Genomic DNA, 22,338 nt, shown 5'->3' with positions numbered 1-22,338 from the left:
CGTTCCGACGGGGCTTGGTCATCTGGTGTCGTTCGGGCAGGGCTTGGTCATCCGGTTTCGTTCCGGTCGGGCCTGGCCAACCGGTTTCGTTCCGGTCGGGCCTGGCCAACCGGCGTCCGCGACGTGTCCCGGTCACCCGATGCGTCCAGCCTGCGGGGCCTCAATGAGCAGCCAATGAGCGACGGACACGCTGTACGTTGAGTCAGGAGCGGGAGCGGGAGCGGGAGCGGGAGAGAAGGACGGACGCCGGCATGCGGGTGGACTTCGGGGTCCTGGGGCCCGTCCTGGCCTGGGACGAGACCGGAGAAGCCGTCTCCCTCAAGGGACCCATGCACCGGGCGGTGCTGGCCCGTCTCCTCGTGGCCCGCCGACACGTCGTACCGGTCTCACGACTGGGGGAGGATCTGTGGGAGGAGCCCCCCGCGGACGCGGTCGGCACGATCCGGACGTTCGTCGCCGGCCTGCGCCGCGCCCTCGAACCCGACCGGCCGCCTCGGGCCCCCGCTCGGCTTCTCGTCACCGAAGGCCCCGGCTACGCGCTACGGGCAGCACACGACGAGGTCGATGCCTGGCGGTTCGAGAAGGCCGCGGGTTCCCGGGGCGATCTTCGTCCCGCAGATCTGGTGTCCCGGCTCACCGACGCGTTGGGATCGTGGCGGGGGCCGGCCTACGCCGATTTCGCGGACGAGCCGTGGGTCCGCGCGGAACGCTCCCGCCTGACCGAACTCCGCCTCCATGCCGTTGAGCGCCGTGCCGAGGCCCAGATCGCTCTGGGCGCGGCCGCCGAGGCCGTACCGGATCTCGATGCGCATGTCGCGGAACATCCGTGGCGCGAGGACGCCTGGCAGCTTCTCGCACTTGCCCTGTACCGCTCCGGACGGCAGGCAGACGCGCTGTCCGTGGTCCGTCGCGCGCGGAAGATGCTCAGCGACCGCCTGGGAGTGGATCCCGGCCCGAGGCTGCGCCGTCTGGAGGCGGACCTGCTGCAGCAAGCCGATCACCTGGACCCGGGCCCCGGCGGAACGGCGGACCAGGTCTGGGCTCAGGCGGCAGCAGCCTACGAGAGCGCCGTCGCCTCCCGGGCCCGGACACGGCTGGAGTCCACCGCCGGCCTGATGCGCGACCTGGCGGTGACGGGAGGGGACGGGCTGGAGGCCGCCCGGCGCCACCGGGTGGCGGCCGTGGCCGCGGCGGAGCAGCTGGGCGACCCCGAACTCACGGCCCGGGTGATCGGTATCTACGACGTGCCCGCGATCTGGACCCGGTCGGATGACCCGGTACAAGCAGAGTGGCTGGTGGGCGCGGCAGAACGGACCTTGCAGCTCCTGCCCGCCGCGAACCACGGTGCGGCACAGGGGCGGCTGCTCGCCACCATCGCCGTGGAGTCCCGCGGAACACTCCCCACCGAACCCGCGACCACGGGTGCGGGTGCGGGTGCACGCGCATTCCAGGCCGCCCGGCAGGCGGAGCGGATCGCGCGGCGCCTCAACAACCCATCATTGCTGGCCTTCGCCTTGAACGGCCTCTTCATGCAGACGTTTCACCGGGCCGGGCTGGCTGCCCGACGCGACGCGATCGGCGCCGAAGTGGTGTCGCTGTCCGCGCACAACGACCTCGTCACCTACGAGGTGCTGGGCCATCTCATTCGCCTTCAGTCACGTTGTGCCCTCGCCGACTTCTCCGGAGCCGACCAGCACGCGGCGGCTGCGAACACGCTGTCCGAACGACACGAGCTACCGCTCGTATCCGTCTTCACCACGTGGTACCAAGCATTGCGCGCCTCCATGACGCAGCCCCTGCGGACGGCCGAATCCGCCTACAAGGAGGCTGCGGACCGCCTGGACGGGGCCGGTATGCCGGGGCTGCAACGCGGCCTGCTGCCGCTGGCCCGACTGAGTCTCTACGTCCGCCACAACCGGCCGGCACTCATCGCCGAGATGGACGGGCGGACCGATTGGGGCCCCTACGAACCCTGGGTGCGTCCCGTTCTGCTCGTGTCCCAAGGACACGACGATGCTGCCCGCCACGTACTGCGGGACATCGCTTCCCCGCCGCGCGATCTGATGTTCGAGGCACTCTGGTGTCTCGTCGCGCAGGCGGCGATCCGTGTGGACGACCGCGCGGTCATGCGGCGTGCCTCCCTGCAACTGGAGCCGGCTTCCGCCGAGCTCGCCGGAGCCGGAAGCGGTCTGATCACCCTCGGCCCGGTGTCCGGTCAGCTGAACGCGCTGGCCTCGGCACTCGCCCGTCCCTAGCGCCTCGCGCCACGCGTGGCTTCAACACCGGGCCCTGCCGCGGAGTCCACAGCGGGCGGCCGATTCACCTTGTTCGACGACCTGTACGTCGGTGAAGGGCGATGATGTCGGCCATGGCGTTGACAACCGCGTTCACCAAGTTGTTCGGGCTGCGGCATCCGATTGCGCTGGCGCCGATGGGCGGGTCGGCCGGCGGTGCGCTGGCGGCGGCTGTTTCGCGTGGCGGCGGGCTCGGGATGCTGGGTGCAGGCGGCGGGGACCCAGACTGGCTGACCCGAGAACTGCCGCTCGTCGCGGACAGTGCCGGGAGGCCGTGGGGTGTCGGTTTCCAGACCTGGGCGATCGATGTCGAAGCGGTCGACCTCGTGCTGGAGCACAGTCCGCGGGCGGTGATGCTGTCCTTCGGCGACCCGAGCCCGTTCGCCGAGCGCATCCGTGCGGCGGGCGCGGCGCTGATCATTCAGGTCACCGATGTGGAGGAGGCCCGACAGGCGGTGGACCTCGGCGCCGACGTCATCGTGGCTCAGGGTACGGAGAGCGGGGGGCACGGCGCCCGGAACGGGCGGTCCACATTGCCGTTCGTGCCGGTCGTGGTCGACCTCGCCGCACCGGTGCCCGTGCTGGCGGCCGGTGGGATCGCCGACGGACGCGGTGTGGCCGCCGCCCTGGCTCTGGGTGCCGCCGGGGCGCTCATGGGCACCCGCTTCCAGGCCACGGCCGAGGCACTCGTCGATCCCTCGGCCGTCAAGGCGATCCTGGAGGGACGCGGGCAGGACACAGAACGCAGCCGCGTGCTGGACATCGCCCGAGGCTCCCGATGGCCGTCGCGATACACGGCGCGCACCCTCGGCCACCCCGTCCTCGATCAATGGCGAGGTCGGGAGGCCGAACTCGCCGCCGATCCCCGGGCCCGGCAGGACTATCGCGAGGCCGTGGCGCGCGGCGATCTCCCTCCACTTCCGGTGTGGGCCGGCGAGGCGGTGGACCTCATCAACGACGTGCCGTCCGCAGCCGATCTCGTCGTCGCTCTCGCCGAAGAGGCGGAGGAAGCACTGGCCCGAGCAGGCAGACAATGACCGTGGTGGGCTCAGTGGACGGAGAACCCGCCGTCGACGAAGATCGCCTGTCCGGTGACGTAGCCGGAGGCGCGGCCGGCCAGGAACACCGCCGCTCCGGCGAAGTCCTCGGCCAGGCCGTTGCGCCCGACCATCGTGCGCGCGGCCAGTGCCGCCACTTTCTCCGGGTCGGTCGACAGCCGCGCGTTGAGCGGGGTCATGACGAAGCCGGGTACCAGCGTGTTGCAGGTGACGCCGTGGGGCGACCACGCCTCGGCCTGAGAGCGGGCCAGCGACTCCAGCGCCCCCTTGGAGACCCCGTAGGCGCCGCTCTGGACGAACGCCCGGTGAGCCTGCTGGGAGCTGATGTGGATGATCCGCCCGAAGCCCCGCTCGGCCATGCCGGGTCCGAACCGCCGGCCCAGCAAGTAGGGCGCCTCCAGGTTCACCGCCATCGTCGCGTCCCACGTCTCCTCGCTCAGCTCGCCCATCGGCGGCCGCAGGTTGATCCCGGCGCTGTTGACGAGAATGTCGGGCTCGCCGAACACCTCGGCTGCCTGCTCCGCCGCCGCACGCACCCCGTCGCGGGTGCTCAGGTCGGCGCTCACCCAGGCCGCCCGGCAGCCGTCCGCCGCCAGCTCGTCGACCGTGGCGGCCAGTTCCGACTTCTTGCGCGCCAAGATCACCACGCTCGCCCCCGCTCGCGCGAGAGCCCCGGCGATCGCTCGGCCGATGCCGGAACTGCCGCCCGTCACCACGGCGACCCGGCCGTCCAGCGAGAACAGTTCGGAGAGATAGCCCTGCGAGATCATGTCCGCACCCTAGACGGCGACGTCCCCGGCGACAGTGCCCGGGGCGGGGACGCAGGGGGCGGGGGGATCGACCGAGCAGGTTCGGCCGTCCCATGAGCACCGCGTGCGGAGACTTCGGTCATCCCATGAGCACCGCGTACGGAAACACAGAGCGCCGTCCCGGGGACTCCAGGACCATCACCGCGTCATGGCCCGCCGGCTCGCCCCAGGACCGTCGAACACTATGAACAGAATTGATCGAGCCATGGTCCGGTGCGACCCGCGTTCCTAGCATCGCAGCGCAAAGACGCGCCAACGAACGCAAGGGGCCGACCTTGATCAGGCGAGATCCATCACGGCACACAGGTGAGCGACGCAGGAGACTTCGTGCGGCACTGGCCGCCGTCTCGTTGAGCATGACCATCAGCGCGCTCGCCGGAGCCACGCTTGCGACAGCGGACGCTCAAGTCCCCACACCTGCGGCAGCGGAAACCCCAGGACCCGCGACCGCGGCGTGCCCATCCGGTCTCGAGGGGACGGTCAAGTGCTACACCGGTCAGGACTCCGACGGCGCCTACTACGCCATCGCCGTCCCCGAGCACTGGAACGGATCGCTCGTCGTGCATGCCCATGGTGGGCCCGACCTGGGTGACGGCTCCGATCCCGGGCGCAGTCTCGACGACTTGGGGCGGTGGGCGGTCATGGTCGATCAGGGCTACGCCTGGGCCGGTTCGTCCTACCGCCGCGGCGGCTACGGCACTCGCATGGCCGCCGCCGACACCGAGAACGTGCGCCGCCTGTTCGTCTCCCACTTCGGCAGGCCCGAGCGGACCTACGTGCAAGGTCAGTCCTGGGGTGGAGACGTCGCAGCCAAAGTCGTCGAACTGTACGGGAAGAAGAACGGCCCCTACGACGGGGCTCTGCTGACCAATGGGGTTCTTGCCGGCGGCTCCCGCGGCTACGACTACCGTGTCGACCTGCGAGTGGTCTACCAGTACTACTGCCAGAACCATCCCAGGCCCACCGAACCGCAGTACCCGCTGTGGCAAGGACTGCGGGTCGACTCCACCATGACCACCAGCGGTCTGCGCGCCCGCCTTCAGGAGTGCACCGGCTTTTCCTCCGCCCCGCAGGAGCGGACCGCACAGCAGCAGCGCAACCTCGACGACATCCTCGCCGTCACGAAGATCCCGGAGCGCACTCTGGAGTCCCACCTGCGCTTCGCCACGTTCACCTTCCGCGACATCGTCCACACCCGCCTCGCCGGCCGTAACCCCTTCAGCAACCTGGGCGTTCGGTACTCCGGCTCCCATGACGACAAGGCCCTCAACGCGGGTGTCGAGCGCTTCACCTCCGATCCGACCGCCGTTCGGGACCTGTCCTACGACAGCGACCTCACGGGCAAGGTCGACATCCCGGTCCTCACGCTCCACGCGATCGACGACCCGACGGCCTTCGTCGAACATGAGGCGGCCTACCGCGCCGCACTGCAAGGCAGCCACCGGGACAAGTATCTGGTGCAGACGTTCACCGGGGAGCATGACCACAGTCAGCTGAGCAACTCCGAATACGCCGACTCCATTTCAGCCCTGGACAGGTGGGTGCGCACCGGAAAGAAGCCCACCCCGAAGTCGATCGCGGCTTCGTGCGCGACATTCGACAGCATCTACGGCACAGGCTGCTTCTACGACCCGGATTTCCGCCCCTCGCCCTACGCCTCGCGCGTCGCCGCCCGCCCGGGCGGACTCGACTGGCCGGCCATGACCCCGGCGCAGGAGAAGGCCTGGAGCCGTATCGAGGGTGTCGGTATAGCCCCGTAGGACGTCACGGCCCGGGAGGGTGCGCCGACACATCAAACGGCGAGACGCGCCAGAAGCGACTACTGCATACCGATCACTCGACCGGGCGTCGCCTGCCCTGCTTGGCGTCACTGAGCCTGCGCGGGCCCCGGCCCGGGCGGATACTCGCGAGAATGGGGCACGCGGGCGCCGGGCGACAGGAGGTGTGCGAGCGGATGCAGACAGCCGGCCGGGGCCTCACGTGGCTGCGTACCCGCGATCCGGACTTCGCCGCGACCCGCCGAGCGGCACGCACCGCGCTGGTGATGCCTGCCCTGTTCGCACTGTGCACCCAGGTGCTGCACGACCCGGCCATGGCCACCTTCGCGGCCTTCGGCTCGTTCTCGATGTTGTTGCTGGTCGAGTTCACCGGCCCGATGGTGCAGCGGCTGCGCGCACACGTGGGCCTGGCGGTGGCGTGGGCGGTGCTCATCTGCCTGGGCACGCTCGTGGCCGGGCAGACCTGGCTCGCGGTCACCGCCACCGTCGTGGTCGGCTTCGTGGTGCTCTTCTCGGGTGTGGTCAGTTCCGTCCTCGCGGGGACGACCACCGCCCTGCTGCTGGCCTTCATCCTGCCGGTGACCTCGCCGGCGCCGCTGTCGCAGCTACCCGACCGGCTCGCCGGAGCCGGCCTTGCGGCCGCCGGCTCCATGCTCACGATCTCCCTGTTGTGGCCGCGGCCCACCGCCGACCCGCTCAGCGCGCCCGCCGCCCGTGTCTGCCGCGCGGCCGCGGCACAGCTACGCGCGGACGCGTCCCTTCTGGCCGAAGAGCCGGCCGCACCGAGCGCCCAGCAGTGCGAAGCCACCGCCGATCGGGCCACCGCCGCGGCATCCGACCTCCGTACCGCCTTCGACGCCACGCCCTATCGGCCCACCGGACTGTCCACCAGCTCCCGCGCCCTGGTCCGCCTGGTCGATGAACTCACCTGGCTGTGCACCATCGTGGCCGACAGCGGCCCCCCAGGCCACGACCACCCCTCGTGCGACCCCGAGGCATACGTCGTCCGGCGGGTGGCCGCCGCGGTCCTGGACCAGGCGGCCGACCTGCTCGACGATCCGTACGGCGCACCCGACGCGCTCCGCACCGCAGCGGCGGACCTGAACGAGGCCATCACCGGCATGGAGCGCAGCGCCGCTACCCGCCTCCCCCTCCACCCACCCAGACCTGGCACGGAGTGGGAACCCCGCGCCTTCATCGACATCCTCGACCTGTCATTCCGCGCCCAGGAACTGGGCTTCGCGACCCTCCAGATCGCAGGCAACGTGGATCTGGCCGCGGCGGCCCAACGACGCAGCTGGCCGGATCGGCTGCTCGGCCACGAGCCCGGCGCCCTCGCCCGACCACTGGCGTCGGCCCGCGAACGGGCCGTCGCCCACCTCACACCGCACTCGGTCTGGCTGCACAACAGCCTCCGGGGAGCGGTCGGGCTGGGCATCGCGGTCGCTCTGGCGAATCTGACGAGCGTCCAGCACTCGTTCTGGGTACTCCTGGGAACCCTCTCGGTCCTGCGCTCGAACGCGCTCAACACCGGGCAGAACGCGGTTCGCGCCGTGGGCGGCACGATCGCCGGGTCGCTCATCGGGGCCGCGCTGCTGCACCTCATCGGTCACCACGGCACCGTGCTCTGGTTCCTGCTCCCCCTCGCCGTGCTGGTCGCCGGCATCGCGCCCGACACCATCTCCTTCGCCGCCGGCCAGGCAGCCTTCACCATCACCCTGGTCATCCTGTTCAACATCGGCCAGAACCCGGACTGGCACATCGCGCTGCTGCGCATCCAGGACATCGCCATCGGCTGCGCGGTGAGCGTGCTGGTGGCCCTGTTCTTCTGGCCACGCGGCGCCGCGGCCGCCGTCGACCAGGCGCTCGCCGAGGCGTACACGGACAGCGCCCGCTATCTGACCGGCGCGGTCGGGTACGCGATCGGTCGCTGCGGCTCCAGCCCTGCGGCAGCCGATGCCCCGCTGAAGGAGAGACGCCAAGCTGCCGCCGCGGCCCGAAGACTTGACGACGCCTTCCGCAGCTATCTCGCCGAACGCGGGCCGAAATCACTGCCGTTGGCGGACATGACCACCCTGGTCACCGGCGTCGTCGGGCTGCGCCTCGCCGCCGAAGCGGTGCTGGGGCTGTGGCGACGCAGCGACGAGCAGTACACCGAAGCGGACCGGGCCGAGGCTCGCCTCGTACTGCTGGGTGTGGCCGGTCGAGTGTCCGCCTGGTACCGCGACCTGGCCACGAGCCTCGACCGGCACACCGCGGTCCCCGATCCACTGCCCCGCAGCCCTGCGGTCGAGGCACGTCTGGTCGACTCGCTCCGCCGCGACCTCATGGACGAAAGCGGGCAGGCCACCGACACAGCCGTCCGCATCGTCTGGACCGCCGACCACCTCAACGCCGCCCGCCGCCTCCAGCCGAGCCTGGCCGCTGCTGCGCGGTCGGACAGTCCGTGCTGACCAGGGGAAGCTTCGGCGGCCTGCAGGCGCCGCCCGGCCGAGCCGACACCGGGCACGAAGCGGAGTTCCACCATCAGCCAGGGCTGCGCGTGACGATCCTCGGCGATGTCGTCGACGGGGTTGCCCCGGGACAGGCTGATGCCTGTCCCGTCAGCGCCGATGGCCTCGGCCACGGTGGCGCTGACCTCCACGGCGAACCGGCTCCCGTTCGCGACTGAGCCGCCCCAGGCGTCGGTGCTTGCACGTCGTCCCAGCGAAGCGGAAGGCTCGGCAGTCACCGCAGCCGGACGGGCAGCCGCTCCGGTCCCCTGATGAGCATGCCGCCCCGCCAAGTGATCGTGGCGGGACTGGCGTCGAGTGCGAGGGCGGGGCAGCGTCGTAGCAGGGCACCGATCGCGACCCGACCCTCCAGACGTGCCAGCGGCGCACCCAGGCAGTGGTGGATGCCGTGACCGAAGGCCAGGTGGCCGCGCGCGTCTCGGCGGAAGTCGAAGCGCTCGCCGCCGGGGAAGCGCGCGGGATCTCGGTCGGCATCGGCCAGCGCCACAAGTACCAGTTCCCCGCCGCCCGGTACGACCGTGCCGCCGATGTCGACCGGCTTGGTGGTGAAGCGGTACGTCGGGGTCTCCACCGGCCCGTCGTAGCGCAGCATTTCCTCGACCGCGTTCTCCAGCAGTGAGGGGTCGGCGCGCAGGGCCGCGAGCTGCTCAGGGTGGGTCAACAGTGCCAGGACGCCGTTGGAGATGAGGTTGACCGTGGTCTCGTGACCTGCCACCAGGAGCAGCCAGACGGTACCCAGCAGTTCATCGGCCGACAGCCGGTCGCCGTCCTCGTCGGTGACGCGGATCATCGCGCTCAGCAGGTCGTCCTGCGGTTCCCGCTGCTTGCGGGCGATCAGGCCGGCGATGTACTCGCTCGCAGCGGCCGCCGCGGTGACTCGCTCCTCCGCATCCCGTGACGTCAGGGCGGTGTTGGACCATTGCCGGAACGCCTCGCGGTCCAGGGACGGAACACCGATCAGCTCGCAGATCACGGCGATGGGCAGCGGGAAGGACAGCGCTTCGACCAGGTCGGCCCGGCCGCCGGGTCCGGCGAGCGCCGCGTCCAGAAGTCCATCGGTGATCTCCTGCACCCGTGGCTCGAGGGCCCGCACACGCGCAGGGGTGAACTCCTTCGCCACCAGCTTGCGCAGCCGGGTGTGGTGCGGAGGGTCGGAGTTCAGCATGTGGCGGCCGGCCGCGACGTTCGGCAGGCCGAGGTCCGGGGAGGCGTTCGACCAGTCCTTGGACAGGCTCGGATCCGCCAGCGCGGCGCGCCCCGCCTCGTGCCCCACGACGAGCCACGCGTCCGCTCCCTCCGGCATCCGTACGCGGTGCACCGGGCCCCGGGCGCGCAGCGCCGCGTAGACCGGGTACGGGTCGCGGGTGAAGTCATCGCCGAGACCAGCGAGGTCCACCAGATCACTGGCGTCCGAAATACCCTTCGTATCTGCCACGTGCAGTCCGTTCTTCCGGTCGGCGAAGTGCGAATCTGGTGGACAAGGTGCGAAAATAACCCGATGGAGCACGGATGCGTAGCGGCAAATCCGGTCAGCCGACGACCGGTTGACGGCTGAGCGGTCGCAGTCGCCGAAGGAGCCGACGAACGCACGATGGGCACCCGCAAGCACGCCGGCAAGGAGCGCGCGGCGCTCGTGAAGGACCTGGGTCGCATCCAGCGGCTCCGCCCCCTCGAACTTCCGGTGCCGGCCGGACTGAAGATCTCGGAAGAGCCGTTGATCAGACACTCTCCGCCGACACCGTCGCCGCGGACAACACTGCACTCCACCTGTGGAGCCTCACCGGGGACGTCCTAAGGTGAACTCAGACCGCCTCGCCCGCCGGAGGACTCCGTGCCCGCCGCCCGTCTCACCGCCACCGTCCGCACCCCGCTGGACCCGGCCACCGCCGACGCCCCCGAAGTGCTGTATCGGGCCGGGCGCAGGCTGGTGGTGCAGCGCGCTGACACCGAACTCGTGGCCCTCGACCAGGAGTTGGGTACCGCGACCCGCTTTCCCGCCCCCTGGCCCCGCGACTTCGGGACCGTCACGGTCTCCCCGGACGGTGACACGGCCGTCTACTGCGGGACGCACGCGGTGCGCTGCGTCGACGCGTCCGGGGCCATCCGCTGGGAGGTCCGGCACGCCTGCTGGGCCGGTGAATGCCTGCAGATGCACGAGGAGTTCGCAGAGTACGCCGACGACGAGGAGCACGCCGCACCCGACAGCGGCTCGGCCGCCTTCTCCAGCGGCGGCAAGCTCGTCTGGGCGCACGTGCGAGGCCCCCTGGCGGCGGACGATGACAACGCGGCCGAGGACGCCGAGGACGAGGACGGGAACGAACTCTGGCTCGTCCTCGACGCGGCGGACGGCCGCGTCCTGGCCCGCGCGGACACCGGCACGTTCGCCTCGGGTTCGCATCACACCCCCCACCCCGACCCGGCGCAGATGGGCCTGAGCATCGGCGAGGGCGAGGAGGGGTCGCCCGCGCTGTGGGGCCGCTGGGACGGCAGGGCCCTGACCGTCCACAAGATCGACGACGAGACGGTGCTGCTCGACGTGAGCCCGTCGGGCCGCCACCTCCTGGCCACCGACGTCGGACAGGACGCCCTCTATCTGCACGCGGCCGACGACGGAGCGATCCTGCGGGACCTGGACGCGGAGGGCACCGTGTCCGGGCATCAGGACGGCGGACGGGTGTACTGGGACTTCGAAGCGGCCTTCACGGACGAGGACACCGTTGTCGCGAGTACGGCGGGGAGCGACGCGGGATACGGGCCGGCCCGGCACTGGCTGGTGTCCACGGGTGACATGACCCTGCGCAGCCGGATCACCTACCCGCACCCGGTCACGGGGCCGGCCCGGGTGGCGGGGAACGGCACCTGGTACACGGTCTCCGACGACCGGACGAGCGTGTCCGTCTGGGAGTTGACGGACGCGGGCTGACATCGGGCGACGCACCCTGACGCGGCGCGGCCCGCCGGTCCGAAGACCGGCGGGCCGCTTCTGTTCAGATGTTCAGCGGGTGTTCAGGTCGTGCCTAGGCCCTGTCGTCAAATTCCCGTCTGCCCCGCGACGCCATGCACGCACTCTCGCCGCACCGGGCACAGACCCAAGTACATCCAGTACGAGGGCCTGTGCCCGGCACGCCGAGAGCACGCACCTGACGCCGCAGGGCCCGCCCTCCGGGCGGACGACGGGAATGTGACGACAGGACCTAGTACCGCGTGGCGAGCCAGAACATACGGAACCGCGTCTTGTCGCCCCGGCCCGGGAACGTCTTGCCGTCCAGGTTCAGGGTCTTCTGAACCAGCGGCGCGCAGACGCCCTTGCACACGTTGCGTGACGTGCCTCCGTAGATGACCTCGTAGTCGGGGTTCTTCTTCACCCGGTTGAACACGGCCTCCTCGGCGTGCTCGTACGCCTGCTTGCCCTTCGGCGTCAGGAGGCGCACCGTCGTCACGGTGCTCGCATCGCATGGGAAAGAGGGCCTTGCCCGGACGATGCCGAGCAAGGCCCCCTGATCACTCACCGACGCCGGTCGGACGGCTCAGATGGCGTCGAGTTCCACCTCCTCGTAGACCCGGTCCCACCAGGTGTCCATCGCGAACGCCGGCGGGTCGAGGTCCTTGAGGCGGTCCCTGATCTCCAGACCGAAGGCGACTCTGGCCGCCTCCGCCGGATCCACGTCGTCGTCCTCGCCCTCATCTCCGTCCTCATCGGACTCGAGGTCGTCGAAGTCGCCGACGTGCTCGCACCGGTAATCCCACGCCGCCAGCGCGTCCAGGAACGCGATCAGCGACGAGTTCACGAACCGTGGCTCCGGCAGCGAAGGGTCGAGCAGCAGCACCCGGCCCTCGTCGTCCAGAACGTACTCGGGCACGTGGTACCCGGGGGTCAGCTGGGCGTCGTGCCGGCCCTGGCGTCAGTACCGCTTGCCGGCCTTGCCGAAGACGTCCGTGAAGGGAGCCCCACCCGTGCTCGGGCAGAACATGGCGGCTTCCCGGGGAAGGCCGAACTCCTCGGCGACTTCCCGTGCTTGACGCACGGTGGCCGGCCAGTCGGACGCCGCCGCGAGGGCATCGAGGTCGAGCGCGATGACACCACTCTCTTCCCACGAAGAGGCGTTCAGCCACTGCGGTATGTACTCCACGGGACGTTGCCTTCCGATGTCCGTGTGTGAGGACGCTCAGCCAACCCACTGCTTGAGCACCCGAGCCGGTGCGTAAGCGGCGGGCCAGACGTCGATCCGGATTCGTTCCATCGTCTCCTCGGACTCGTCGGAGTCGATGTCCGCCTCGATCGCCCGCGCCAAGTTGTGCTTCTGCACCCGGATCCGGACCCACCCCGCCGGGACGTCGGTCCGGGCGGCATCGGGCAGATAGTCCGTGCAGCCCATCACCACCAGGCGGCCAGACGGAACTTCGAGGCCGGCCTCCACCACGTGGTCGAACGAACGGGTCTCCGGCGCGGGCGACTGCGCACCGACGTGCACCTCCACGTCCACATCCACGTTCACCTCGGTCCGGACCCCGCACGTCTCCCCCACGACGGCGATCCGGTCGGACAGTGCTTGGTCGGTCCAAGCGGTTTCCAGGCTGCTCTCGGAGGCCTCGTCGGTGAGGACAAGCTGGAAGTAGTCGGCGAACAAACGGAGTCTCATACGCGGCACCCTATCCACGGCGTGATCACCCAAGAAGAGCCCCCGAAGCGGCGCGCGAAGCGCCACTTCGGGGGCGGGTCGGCGGCCTGAACCGCCTATGTGCAGCTGTTGCCCACCGGCTCCTACGGAATGCTGGAGTCGATGATCTTGATCAGAACCTTGGTCCCGTCCGGATACGGACGCAGCAGGTTCCCGATCCGGGCACCGGCACCACCGTTGTCAGGTCCGTCGATCGGCCGGACGCTGGCTCCCGTTCCACCCTCCTTGAACATGGCCGGAGGGTATTCGTCGAGCTGCTTGCCGGGGACCTTGGCGTGACCGCGCAGCGAGTCCTTGCGGTTCTGCTTGGCTCCGCCACGGTTGATGGTGAGCACCTTCGGGTGCCCCGCCGCCTGCGCGTCCAGGATGTGCTGCGCAGACTCCGGGTGCGTGGCCTTGTCGATCTCGACGACGACCGGACAACCGGGGTTGGCGTTGTGGACCAGGACGGAGGTGCCGCCCGCGGCCACGTAGTACGTGTGGACACCTTCGACCGTCAGGTTGTAGACCTGCGCGGGCCGATGGGCCACGTCGACCGCGGTGACCTGGACCCATGTTCCGGATCCGGTCTGCAGCCACATGCCGGCTTCCAGCTCGCCCGCCTTCGACCAGCGGCCGAAGTCCGGCAGCCAGAAGAGGTGTGCGGCGGTCGCGGTGATCTTGCCCGGCTTGGCCTTTCCGGCCTTGCCGTCCGAGTCCACCGTGAGCGTCACCAAAGGCTCGTCCGTGGCGTGACTGCGGGTGTCGGTCACGAGGCGGGAGGCCGTGTCACCGGTCTCCGCGTCCGTGGCGAGCACCTTGTCACCGGGCTCGAGCGCTTCGATGTTCTTCGTGCTGCCGTCGGCGAGTACCACCTGCGTACCGGCCACGAAGCTGTTCTGCACGGGGCAGCTCTCCGCCTCCGGCTTCTTCTTCGTCGGCGGCGCCTCCGGTTCGTCCTTCGGCTTCGCCGCCGGTGCGTCCGGCGTCTCGGCCTTGCGGGTCGCGGCGGCCGCGTCCCCCGCGTTCTCTGCCGCCTTACGGGCGTCGTTCGCCGTGTCGACGGCGTCCAGACCCTTCTTGGCGTACTTGCCCGCCTTGACCGCGCTCGCCGCGTAACCGACGAACGGGATCGCGGAGCTCATGGACAGCGCGGCGTCGACGTAGTTGCCCTCGGCCGCGTACCAGATGCCGTTGGCGACGTCGGCGACCTCACCGACCACCGGGACCAGACCCACCACATCGAGCGCGGCATGGCCGATGTCGGACAGCGAGAGTCCGAACAGATGGCCGTCGAGCTCGACGAACGAGATCGGGTTGCCGCCCGCGAACGCGTAACGGTTGCCGGTGAACGGGTCGGTGGCCAGGGACATGTCGTCCAGGGCGCCACTGTAGGAGTCCCGGGACAGGAAGCGGTTCAGGCCCGGGTCATAGTTGCGGAAGCCCATGTCGTACGTGCGGGAATCGCTGTCCCAGCGCGAGGAGTTGAAGCGGAAGGAGTTGTAGTCCTCCTTCGCCTCGCCGCCTTCACCGGGAGCGTCCGCGCCCGTCATCTGGGCGTCGTCGTCCTTGCCGTACGCGGTGTAGCCGTACGTGGCGCGGGTGTTGCCGTCCTCCTTGGTGATTGCCTCGACATCGCCGCGCGGGCTCGTGACGTACTGCGAGACCTCCTTGGCACCGTCGTCCTTGTGCTTGATCTGCGTGGCGCGCTGACCGCCGGCCAGGTACTGGTAGTCCTTGTCCGCCTTGCCGTCGACCGTCTCCCGCAGCAGCGTGGTGTCCAGGCCGAGGTAGGTGAACGCGGTCGTCTTGCCCTCGGTGCCGGTGGTGGTCTGGGAGACCGTCCGGTCGAACGGGTCGAAGGCGTACGTCGTGGTCACCGCCGAAGCACCGGAACCTGCCCGGGTCTTCACGGTGCGGTCGAAGCCGTCGTAGTAGTACTTCTGCTGGGTCTGCCCGCCCACGCTGACGGTGTCAAGACGGCCCAGCGGGTCGTAGTTGTAGGTGGAGGTGACACCGGAGGTCGTCGTGGACAGCAACCGGTTGCGGTCGTAGCGCTGCGAGGTGGTGGCCTCGCCGACGCTCTGCTCGACGACGTTGCTGTTGCGGTCGTAGCGGTAGGTCTCGGTGGCGGGGTCGTCACCGGCCTTGTCGACCTTGGTGATGCGGTCCTGCGGGTCGTAGGTGTAGGTGTAGGTGTTGTCGATGTACTCCGCGTTGTTGTCGGCGTTCATCAACTTCAGCGTGTCCTTGGAGCGATGCCCGTTGAGGGAGTACTCCAGGTCGTGCTGGGCGACCACCTTGCCGCCCGAGGTCTTCTCCAACGACTGCCTGACGGAGCCGTCGAGGAAGTACTCCATGTCGAGCGTGTTGCCGTTGGGCTTGTGCTGCTTGAGCAGCTGCCCGCGGCCGGTGTAGGTCATCGTGGTGATCTGCTGATCGCCCGCGGTGGACGTATCGGCGTTGGTCACCTTCTTGACCAGGTCACGCTCGTCGTACTCGATCTGCGTCCAGGTCAGGTCGTGCTGCGACGTGAGGGGGTTGCCGTTCACGTCGTAGGTCAGCTCGGTGGTGTTCTTCACCGTGCCGGCCGCGACTTCCTCGGCCTTGGTGATCTGGTTCAGACCGTCGTACGCGATCTTGTACGTGTCGATCTTCGCGCCAGGCGAGCGGTCGACGACCTCGACCTTGTTGCCGTTCGCGTCGTACTTGTAGCCGAAGTCCTTCTGCTCGCTGTCCGTGTCACCGGACGTGGAGCGGACCAGCTTCACCGCGTCGGCCACGACCGTGCCGTTGGCCTGGTCGCTGAGCGTGATCTTCTGCGGGCCGTCCTCCACGAAGGAGTAGGACCCGAGGGAGATCCACTCGCCTGCACGCTGGGTCTGGTCGACCGTCTTGGTGGCGCTGCCGCCGTCGTGGTCGACCTTGAACTTGGCGTCGGACGCGGCACCCGTCATCTGCGGATGCCGGACGAACACCTCGTAGCTGCCGTCCTGCGGGATGTTCAGCTGCCACGAGAACGACGCCGCACCGGTACCGGCGGGGTGCGAGTAGGTGTCGTAGCCGTACTGCTGCAGCACCTGAGTACGGGCCCAGCTGCCCTGGGTCGCCGTGTTGTTGAAGTCGGAGCTGTCCACGAGGACCACATGGCGCCCGACGGGCACACCGTCGTCCGCCTTGGCCTTCTCGTTGCCCGACCGGTAGTAGTCCCACGTCATGGTGCGCTGCTGCGAACCACCCGCGGAGGTCAGCGTGTTGCGGGTCTGCTGACCCATGACGTTGTACTCGTAGGACGTGCTGATGTCCCACGGGTCCTCGGACTTGCGGGTCCAGCCGTTGTCGAAGTACTCGTACTTGGTGACGTTGCGGACCGACTGCCCGTCCGACGGCGGCGCGGAGACCGAGGCGAGGTTTCCGACCTCGTCATAGTTGTAGAAGGTCGAGTCCGGGGTGGAGTAGGTGGCGTCGTCCTTGTCGAAGGGCGAGCGCTCCTCCTTGACCCGGTTCAATTCGTCGTAGACGGTCTCCGCCGTGAAGTCGGTGGCGTCGTCGGTGGTCTCGACACCCCTCGGCGTGATCGTCTTCGTCTGGTTGCCGACCTGGTCGTACTCGTAGCGGGTCGTCTGGTACACGAGGTTGCCGGAGCCGTCCTTGCGGACCGGGACCTTGTACTCGACCAGATCGCCGCGCTCGTCGTACTTCGCCAGCGACTCGTTGCCCTCGGCATCGGTCTCGGCGACGACCAGACTGTCCTTGTCGTACTTGGCGGAGGTGGACCACTCGAGCGCGTCGATGGTCCGCACCACCTGGTGGTTCAGGTCGAACTCGTACTTCGTGGTGTAGTCGTCCGCATCGGCCGTGGCGTTCTTCCGAGCGTCGACGACCTTGGTGATGTTGCCGACGTTGTCGTACGTGGAGGTGGACTTGCCACCGTTCGCATCGACCACCTCGACCGGCTGGTACACGTCGTCGTAGTGCGTGACCGTGGTGTAGTCGCCGGCCGTCGCGGTCTCGTTGCCCTTGGGCTCCGTGACCGTGAGGACGTTGCCCACGCGGTCGTACGTCCGCGTGGTCTTACGCGCGGGGTCGCCCGCCTCGTCACCCGGCACCGTGCTCTCGAGGAGCTGGTCCGCCGCGTCGTACACGGAGTCGGAGACGGCGCCGTTGGGAGCAATGACCCGGGTGATGTTGTCGTTGGCGTCGTAGACCGGGGCCGGGGTGATGATGAACTCACCGGCGGACTGGTCCTTGGGCTCCTTCTTCTCCAGCGGCCGGCCGAAGACGTCGTAGGTCTGGGTGACCTCCGCACCCTTGGCGTTGATGACCTTGGTGACCTTGCCGCGTACGTCGTAGACGAAGTGCGAGTCGTGCCGGGTCGCGTCGTTGATGACCTTCGGGAAGCCGACCGGGTCATACTCGGAGTACTTGGTGTCGTGCCCGTTGGCGTCGATCTCCCGGCTGACCTGGCCGTAACTGTCGTACTCGGTACGGCTGGTGTAGTCCCCGTCGACGTCCGCGGTGGCGACGCCCTTGGGGTCTATGACCGAGGTCAGATTGCCCCTGGTGTCGTACCCGAACTGATGGGTACGGCCCTCCGGCGACTTCTTCTGGAAGAGGTCGGCGATGTGGCCGTCCAGACCGAAGGAGTAGGTGAAGGTCTGCGCCGCAGTGCCGTTCTTGTTGGCCTCGGCGTCCTTCTTCTCCAGCGGATAGCCGGTCTTGGTGTCGTACACCCAGGTGGAGACGGCGCCGTTGGCCTCCTCCAGGCGCGTGACGTTGCTGTCCGCGTCCCAGCCCATCTTGCTGGTCTCGGACTTGGCGTTGGTGAACTCGGTGACGCGGCCGTACCCGTCGAGGGTCTGGACGGTGTCGTGGTTCTCCGCGTCGGTCACCTTTGTTTTGATGACCGAGCCCGCCGTGCCGTCCGGGTCGGTGTAAACGTACTTCGTCGCACCGCCCCGACGGTCCGTCAACGCCTGTGTATTCCAATGGAACTTCGGATCGTCGCCCTCGCTCGGGTAGTAATAGTCGAGCGAAGTGCCGTTCCCCCGCGGGTCCGTGACCTTGACCAGCTTGGCGTTCTTGTTGCCCTGCTCCATGTCGTACGTGAAGCCGAAGACCTTCGGCTGGGACGAGCCCGAGCCGTCGGTGAGCTTCGTGAGCAGGCCCTGGTCGGAGTACTCGAAGGCGACCTTGCGGCCCGAGATGTCCGTCATCGACTTGACGTGGTCGATGATCTTCGGGCTGTTGGTGTCGGCCTTCGTGTAGTACTCGACCGCGAGCGACTGGCGCTGCGCCGGGTCCTCGATGTACGTGAGGAACTTGACCGGCTTGTTGTTCGACTTGCGCTCGGCGTACGTATACGTCTGCGTGTTGCCGTTCTTGTCGACGACCGACGTCAGATAGCCGTCGCAGTCGAAGAAGAACTGGGTGCGGTCGGGCCGGGTCAGCGACCACGCACGCGGGTCGCCGTCGGCGTTCGGCTTGCAGTCGACGCCCGCGCCCTCGCGCAGCAGGTAGTGCACGCCCGCCGGAGCCCGCCAACTGCCGTCCTCCTGCTTGCGGAAGACGTGCGCGGTGCCGTCGCCGTCGGGGAGGGTGACCTCCGTCGGCTTCGGGTTCGGGTGGAAGTCCAGCGCCGCGCCGAGCCTGAGCGGCATCGCGAGCTGCGCCGACCAGCCGTGGCCGAGCACCGTGTCGGAGGTGTCCTGGGAGTTGTACGCGAACCGCGCGAAGGTGGCGATGCCGCGGCCCGGGTTGTTGAACGCGTTGTACTGCCAGACCGTGTTGCCCGCGTACAGGTTCGTCATCAGCGACGAGCCCGCGCCGGTGTTCTTGCCCGCGTACGAGTAGAACTTCTCCAGACCGAGCTGGTTGGAGGTCGGGTCCTCGGTGCGGACGTTCTGGGCGAGCGGGGCGATCGCGTCCGAAGCCGACAGCCAGGTGTTGTTCGCGGTGTTCTTCAGGTCCCACTTCAGGACGTACTCGAGCCGCTTGTTGCCGGAGTCCGAGTTGATCGGGGCCTTCAGCTTCGCCGGGACGGTGAGGGAGTCACCCGGCAGCACCTCGCCGGCCAGTACCGTCTCCAGCTGGTTGCCGCCGGTGGTGGCGTCCGTGCCGTCCGGCAGCGACCAGGTGTACGACAGCGCGCGCTGCCCCGCGGGCCAGGTGCTGGTCGTGGTGTTGGTGAGGGTGACGTCGACCGTGTACTCGTCGCCGGGGATCATCCGCGCCGGGGTGTACGGCGCGAAGTACGTGCTCTCCGTCGACTTGTCGAGATACGTGACCACCAACTGCGGCCGCAGCTGCGCCTCTTCGGCCTCGGACGACAGGAACAGGGTCCGCTCCTGCGGCCCGCCCGCCGACTCGTCGCGCAGCCGGATCGCCACACCGTGGTTGCTCGACGGGGTGGACACCCACTGCTGGGCGAGCGAGGTCAGCGACCAGCTCTGCCGCGCCGGGTCGTTGGTGACGGTGCCGACCGTGTCGGAGACGGCGGCGTCCATGTCACCGCCCGCGCTGCCCCACGGCGTCGTCGCGTCCGCCTTGGTCCAGTTCGCGGCGGTCTCGTCGAAGTCCCGGGTCAGCCCGCGCGCCTCATAGACCGCGCCCGCCGTACCGGTTGTGGTCGTGAAGCCCCACATGTCGAGATCGGCGTCGAGCACCCGCGCGTTGGCGGGGATGTCGGAGACTCCGGGGAAGTCGAGCAGCGCCCGAGTGGTGCCGTACGTCGCCGAGTTGTTGCCCACCGACAGCCACGGTCGGGCGATCCCGGACTCGGAGATCGTGTCGTGCCCCGTGGCCGGCTGGGCCGACGACAGGGTGGTGTCGTTCTGTCCGCTCTGCAGCACCACGGTCGTGCGGCCCGCCTTGGGCAGCCGCACCAGTTCGGTCGTCGACGGCAGGACGCGCCCGTCCTTGAGCTTCACGGCGACCATGTAGTAGTAGGCGCTGCCGAGCGGATCGGCGGAGTCCGCCGGGGTCGGCGTGGCCGTGGTGTCCGTGAACGATCGGGTGTCCTTGGCCACCGGCGAGACCAGGGTCTGCGACGACGGCGTGAAGTGCTGGAAGACACTGCGGTGGACCTGGTACTCGACGATGTCGTCGCCGGTGCCGGTCGACGGGTCGGTGTACGTGGGCCAGGTCAGCTCGGCGCCCGTGGAGTGGACGACGCGCGGGGCGTTCACATCGACGCCCTGCGTGCCGTACGTGAGCACGAGCTTCGGGTAGTTGGCGACCTCGCCCTTGTAGGCGTACTCGGCGGCCTCGTACCGTGGGCCGCCCTTGGGCCCGGTGGCGGATTCGTCGGCGGCCTTCACCACGAAGCCGTTGTTGGTGTAGGTGCCGTCGAGCCACTGCTGCACGGTCTTGGTCACCGCGAAGCTGTGCCAGGTGTTGGCCTCGTCGGCCCGCTTGGTGACCACGCCGCCCTTGGTGAAGCGGACGGCGTCCGCGAGGACGGTGGTGGCCGTCGAGGCGGGCCCGTCACCGAGGACGACCTTGCCGGCGGTCCCGGCCTTGAACGGATGCGACCCGAGGGTCTTCCACATCCCGGCGGTGCCCGCCCGCTGGTCGACGGTGTACGCCTTGGTGCCGCCGTTGTACGTCACCGTGTACGGGGCGTTCGAGGCGCGGTCCGAGGCGGGTACGTAGTGCACGTCGACCTGGTAGGTGCCGTCCTCGGGCAGGTTCGGCTGCCAGGCGTAGGTGTCGCCGGCGGTGGCGTCCTTGTTGTAGCGGTAGTCCTGGCCGACCGCGTACTGCGTGTACGCGGTGTTGGTCGAGGTGGGCCAGGCGCCCTGGGCGGCAGTGGTCCCGGAGTCGCCGTCGTCGACCAGGACCGAGGTGCCGGACAGCTCGCCGGTCAGGTCCTTGGCGTTGTTCCAGGTGGCACCCGACTCGGTCCAGGCGGCGGTGGCGCGGTGCGCCTCCAGCTCGACCTCGTCGGACCCGGTGGTGTGCGTCTGGTCGTAGTAGAGCTTGAGGTCGGCGGAGTCCAGCTTGGTCCCGGCAGGGATCCCGGAGAGCCCGAACCGCAGCAGGGCGCGACTGGAGCCGGTGCTGGTGTTGCCGACCGAGAGGCGCCAGCTGCCGTCGTGGTTCGCCGTGGCGTCGTCCGAGGAGATCATGACGTCCTCGGACTGCGACGGGGTCGGCGCGATGGTGATGGTCGGGTCGACCGTCACCGGGTACTTCCGCGCGGGCGCGGCGAGCCACTTGGCGTCGGGCCGCAGGCTCACGGCGTAGGAGCCGTCCTTGCCGGTCAGCTGCTGCCGCACGGCGTCGGAGGACTTCGTGCCGTACGCGGAGCTGCGGTCGGCCTGGAAGTCCGTCATGAACGGTGCGGGGATGACGAGTTCCGGCCGCTTCGCACCGGCGCTCTCGCCGTACAGCGCGATGCTGCCGTTCTTCTGCGCCTTGGCGCTGAGCCCGTGCGTGTCGAGCGTGAAGTCGAAGGACGGGGCATCGGCGCCCTGCGGCCGCTCGCGCAGGACGATGCCCTCCTTCACGCTGCCGTTGCCGACGGTGTACGTGAGGTCGACGCCCTCGCCCAAGGCGTCCTGGTACGTGACGGTGTTGCCCTCGACGCGCGGCGTCAGCTTCTTCGCCGCGGGATCCTTGAGCCCGAGGGACACCCAGTGCCCGGCGTCGAGTTCGAAGCGCACCAGCTCACCGGGGCGCGAGCCGAAGTAACTGCGGGCGAGGTTGGTGGCGTTGGCGACCTCGAAGCCCTTGCGGTCGGTGTCGCCGACCGCGGTGTCGATGGCCTTCCAGGTGCGGTGCGACCCCTTGCCGACGGGGTAGGAGTCGGGCACGGACGAGATCTCGGACTGGACCCGCCCGTCCGAGAGCCGCCAGTAGCGGGCGTTGGGTGTCCTGCGCCCGGTGAGCTCCTTGACGCGCTTCGGCTTGGCGGCGGCCTTGCCCTTGGCCAGATGCTCATTGCCAGGTACGTCGGTGTCGGGGAGCTTCGGCGCGGTGGCCTGCTCCTTGTCGTCGCCCCCGAACAGGCCCTTGATCCCGCCGGCGATCCGGGCGGTGTCCGGTGGTCGTGCGAATGCGGGTGTCGTGGGAGCGAGGGCGGTGACCAGCCCCAGCACCACGGTGGTGGCCAGGAGCCTCGAGGCTCTCGGTCTGCGCATCGGTTTCCCTTCGCGAAGGAACCAAGTACCAACCGCCGGGCGGCAGTTGGTCGCGGCACGTTCTACATGGCCGCGATATGCGCAT

Annotated in this window: 12 protein-coding genes; 5 read left to right on the top strand and 7 right to left on the bottom strand. The window is 69.2% G+C overall.

Annotated elements, in window-relative coordinates; all coding sequences use genetic code 11:
* Window positions 1-251: 251 nt before the first annotated feature.
* Window positions 252-2,255, top strand: a complete 2,004-nt coding sequence (locus tag IEY95_RS45895) for an AfsR/SARP family transcriptional regulator (protein WP_189192331.1) — start codon at window positions 252-254, stop codon at window positions 2,253-2,255.
* A gap of 113 nt (window positions 2,256-2,368) precedes the next feature.
* Complete coding sequence (locus tag IEY95_RS45890; protein ID WP_189192269.1) at window positions 2,369-3,331, top strand: NAD(P)H-dependent flavin oxidoreductase; 963 nt, start codon at window positions 2,369-2,371, stop codon at window positions 3,329-3,331.
* A gap of 11 nt (window positions 3,332-3,342) precedes the next feature.
* On the opposite strand, the gene IEY95_RS45885 is transcribed toward IEY95_RS45890, so the two are convergent.
* Window positions 3,343-4,122 carry an SDR family NAD(P)-dependent oxidoreductase gene (locus IEY95_RS45885; protein ID WP_189192268.1) on the bottom strand — a complete coding sequence of 260 codons (780 nt, stop codon included), beginning with the start codon at window positions 4,120-4,122 and terminating at the stop codon, window positions 3,343-3,345.
* 395 nt (window positions 4,123-4,517) lie between these two features.
* Here IEY95_RS45885 and IEY95_RS45880 point away from each other — a divergent pair, with 395 nt between their 5' ends.
* Together IEY95_RS45880 and IEY95_RS45875 are read left to right on the top strand one after the other, a co-directional pair.
* Entirely contained in the window at window positions 4,518-5,921 is a 1,404-nt protein-coding gene (locus IEY95_RS45880) for a hypothetical protein (RefSeq protein ID WP_229703817.1), read from the top strand.
* A gap of 194 nt (window positions 5,922-6,115) precedes the next feature.
* Complete coding sequence (locus tag IEY95_RS45875; protein ID WP_189192266.1) at window positions 6,116-8,392, top strand: FUSC family protein; 2,277 nt, start codon at window positions 6,116-6,118, stop codon at window positions 8,390-8,392.
* Between the two features lie 274 nt (window positions 8,393-8,666).
* Here the strand turns inward: IEY95_RS45875 and IEY95_RS45865 are convergent, their stop codons facing one another.
* Window positions 8,667-9,887: a cytochrome P450 family protein gene (locus IEY95_RS45865; protein ID WP_229703816.1), complete on the bottom strand. Its 1,221-nt coding sequence runs from the start codon at window positions 9,885-9,887 to the stop codon at window positions 8,667-8,669.
* 396 nt (window positions 9,888-10,283) lie between these two features.
* Between IEY95_RS45865 and IEY95_RS45860 the strand changes: the two genes are divergently transcribed.
* On the top strand, window positions 10,284-11,375 hold the full coding sequence (locus IEY95_RS45860; RefSeq protein WP_189192265.1) for a hypothetical protein: 1,092 nt from the start codon (window positions 10,284-10,286) through the stop codon (window positions 11,373-11,375).
* Window positions 11,376-11,646: 271 nt separating this feature from the next.
* On the opposite strand, the gene IEY95_RS45855 is transcribed toward IEY95_RS45860, so the two are convergent.
* The 5 genes from IEY95_RS45855 to IEY95_RS45840 all read right to left on the bottom strand — a co-directional run bounded on the left by IEY95_RS45855 (window position 11,647) and on the right by IEY95_RS45840 (window position 22,253).
* A complete protein-coding gene (locus IEY95_RS45855; protein ID WP_189192264.1) occupies window positions 11,647-11,883 on the bottom strand; it encodes a hypothetical protein in 237 nt (78 codons plus the stop codon).
* Window positions 11,884-11,979: 96 nt separating this feature from the next.
* A complete protein-coding gene (locus tag IEY95_RS45850; RefSeq protein WP_229703815.1) occupies window positions 11,980-12,312 on the bottom strand; it encodes an SUKH-4 family immunity protein in 333 nt (110 codons plus the stop codon).
* Between the two features lie 42 nt (window positions 12,313-12,354).
* Window positions 12,355-12,582 (bottom strand): hypothetical protein, encoded by a 228-nt coding sequence (locus tag IEY95_RS49870; RefSeq protein WP_229703814.1) that lies wholly within the window; start codon window positions 12,580-12,582, stop codon window positions 12,355-12,357.
* Window positions 12,583-12,618: 36 nt separating this feature from the next.
* The gene (locus IEY95_RS45845; RefSeq protein ID WP_189192263.1) at window positions 12,619-13,092 is read right to left on the bottom strand and encodes a hypothetical protein; all 474 of its coding nucleotides are present in this window, start codon (window positions 13,090-13,092) and stop codon (window positions 12,619-12,621) included.
* Between the two features lie 122 nt (window positions 13,093-13,214).
* Window positions 13,215-22,253, bottom strand: a complete 9,039-nt coding sequence (locus IEY95_RS45840; protein WP_189192262.1) for a golvesin C-terminal-like domain-containing protein — start codon at window positions 22,251-22,253, stop codon at window positions 13,215-13,217.
* Between the last annotated feature and the right edge of the window lie 85 nt (window positions 22,254-22,338).

This window comes from Streptomyces albiflavescens, from assembly GCF_014645835.1.
GTDB classification, from domain to species: Bacteria; Actinomycetota; Actinomycetes; order Streptomycetales; family Streptomycetaceae; genus Streptomyces; species Streptomyces albiflavescens.
Note: the sequence above shows the minus strand (reverse complement) of the source record. Positions and strands in the feature narration are given on the sequence as shown.

Excerpts from the sequence above, each read along its gene's own strand:
- IEY95_RS45895 (WP_189192331.1), top strand. The coding sequence starts at position 252 with ATGCGGGTGGACTTCGGGGTCCTGGGGCCCGTCCTGGCCTGGGACGAG.
- IEY95_RS45890 (WP_189192269.1), top strand. The coding sequence starts at position 2,369 with ATGGCGTTGACAACCGCGTTCACCAAGTTGTTCGGGCTGCGGCATCCG.
- IEY95_RS45885 (WP_189192268.1), bottom strand. The coding sequence starts at position 4,122 with ATGATCTCGCAGGGCTATCTCTCCGAACTGTTCTCGCTGGACGGCCGG.
- IEY95_RS45880 (WP_229703817.1), top strand. The coding sequence starts at position 4,518 with ATGACCATCAGCGCGCTCGCCGGAGCCACGCTTGCGACAGCGGACGCT.
- IEY95_RS45875 (WP_189192266.1), top strand. The coding sequence starts at position 6,116 with ATGCAGACAGCCGGCCGGGGCCTCACGTGGCTGCGTACCCGCGATCCG.
- IEY95_RS45845 (WP_189192263.1), bottom strand. The coding sequence starts at position 13,092 with ATGAGACTCCGTTTGTTCGCCGACTACTTCCAGCTTGTCCTCACCGAC.
- IEY95_RS45840 (WP_189192262.1), bottom strand. The coding sequence starts at position 22,253 with ATGCGCAGACCGAGAGCCTCGAGGCTCCTGGCCACCACCGTGGTGCTG.